This is a genomic window from Neolewinella aurantiaca (assembly GCF_008014675.1).
Lineage (GTDB): Bacteria > Bacteroidota > Bacteroidia > Chitinophagales > Saprospiraceae > Neolewinella > Neolewinella aurantiaca.
Genome location: NZ_VOXD01000088.1, coordinates 1 through 1901 on the forward strand (window position 1 = coordinate 1; position 1901 = coordinate 1901).

The 1901-nt window shown below is 54.8% G+C and carries 3 protein-coding genes; all 3 read right to left on the reverse strand.

The window, feature by feature from the left end; translation table 11 throughout:
• Nucleotides 1–1157 (reverse strand): IS66 family transposase (gene tnpC, locus FUA23_RS22090; protein WP_147932945.1); only part of this gene is annotated, 1157 nt, incomplete at its 3' end.
• A gap of 31 nt (nt 1158–1188) precedes the next feature.
• The gene (gene tnpB, locus FUA23_RS22095) at nt 1189–1536 is read right to left on the reverse strand and encodes an IS66 family insertion sequence element accessory protein TnpB (RefSeq protein WP_147932946.1); all 348 of its coding nucleotides are present in this window, start codon (nt 1534–1536) and stop codon (nt 1189–1191) included.
• Nucleotides 1529–1825: an IS66 family insertion sequence element accessory protein TnpA gene (tnpA, locus tag FUA23_RS22100; protein ID WP_147932947.1), complete on the reverse strand. Its 297-nt coding sequence runs from the start codon at nt 1823–1825 to the stop codon at nt 1529–1531. The genes tnpB and tnpA overlap by 8 nt, the downstream gene beginning before the upstream one ends.
• Nucleotides 1826–1901 lie beyond the last annotated feature (76 nt).

Genomic DNA, 1901 nt, shown 5'->3' on the forward strand with positions numbered 1-1901 from the left:
ACCCATGCGAGCAGACCTTCGTAGGCCGGGCGGGCGTAACGCTGGCGGATTTTCAGACGTTGCTCAGGTGTGCAGTTATAGTCACGGCAGATCCGCTCGATCCGGTACAGGTACTGGAAGGCACGCAGGGCCAGCTCGGCCATCTCCTTGTGATTGGAGCGGGCGTCAACAAACTTGCGCCGGATGTGCGCCAGACAACTGACCAGCTCGACGTCGGCGTTCTTTTTCAGATAAGCGGTATAGGCCGAGTAGCCGTCGCTCTGCAACTTGCCCCTGAACTCCCCCAAAGTTTCGTGCAACACATTGGCACCCCGCCCCGGACGGTAGGCGAAAAACACCCCGCCGACGACCGGATTACGGAATACCCACATATAGCCCAGGTGGACCTGGCGCTTCTTTGGCGGAAAGCGGTGACTCTTATTTTTCGGTTTCTCTTCTCCTGTTTCCAAAACGGTCAGGCGCGATTCGTCGCCCTGCAAATAATCGGTGTCGAGCACCGAGGCCGTTAATACGGCATAAAGTGGTTCGAGCAGCGTACAAACGGCGGCAAACCAGTCGTTGATCGTCGATTTATGGATCGCCCAGCCGTGGTCACGTTTGAACATCCCGATCTGGCGGTGGAAAGGCAGGTGGTCGATGTATTTGGCAACGACTATTTTGGCCAGCAAGCTGGCCCCGGCAATGCCTTTGGGGATGACCTGCTCGGGAACCGGTGCTACCACGATGGCGGGTTTGTCGTCCGACTGATCCGCTTGAGGGCGGGCGTATTTGGGGCGGACCGTCTCGACGATTTCCAGCACGGCCTCGACATATTCGACCTTGCGGGTGATCTCCTCCCCGATTTGAGTCATACCGGTGGTGTCCTCGTCGGGCTCAACGATTACGCGGCGCACGGGCAGGTGTTCCGGCAGTGGTGTACGGCCCGGATGCTTCTTCTTTTTCTTACGCTCGTAGGTGATTTGCTCCCTGGTCTCTTCTACTGCACCCGCGTCCGCGCTCCTTTCAAAAAGCTCCATTTGTTCCGGCGCGGACGCAGGTGCAAAGCGTTCGGATTTGGCAGCAAAGATCAACCGCTCGAGCTGTTCGAGCCGGTGGCGCAGGCTAGCATTTTGCTCCCTGAGCTCTTTATTTTCCGCAATGAGAACCTCCGTGCTCATAGGGCAAAAAATACGGCACTTCGGGCATTTGTCAAGCCACTCGACGGTATCTTTTTCGCCTTTTTACCGATTTAATTTCAATACCCTCCAAAAATAGCTGGATATCCGTCCAGGACATTTCCAGACTGTCGTTTTCAGCGGCCGGCAGCTCAAAAGTTCCCTGCTCCAGCACCTTGTACCAAACCACGAAGCCCGTCCGATCCCACACCAACAATTTGACCCGGTCGCGACGCTTATTGAGAAAAATAAATACATCGCCGCTTAACAAATCGTGATTGATATGCTGACGAACTATTCCGCTAAGACCGTTAAAACCTTTACGCATGTCAGTAACCCCTCGATATAAAAAGTACCGTTGCCGGCTGGAAAAGCTAAGCATGCGCGCGGTCGATTTCTAGGATCAGTTCCGCAATTTCAGTAGTCGTCAGGCCAATCAATTCCAGCCGCAAACCGCTCGGTAGACACAGGCTGCGTTCGGCATGTTCCCGCTTAGGCATTATCTTGCAGAAGCCTTCGCTGAGAGAAGCTTCCGCTTCTCCATATTTCTTCTTCCAGGAGTAGAAAGTCGGTACCTTCAGGTCGTGTTCTTCACAGAAGGCGGCGACGGTCTGTCCGCTGAGCGGTTGATCGATCAAAAATTGACGGATGGAGGTGGGGCTGTGGCGCATAAATTGTTGCTTTGGTTTGGCGCAAAGCTCTGGCGCGGAGTTGGGGCTGACAAGATGTGGTTGGTCGGACGCTTAC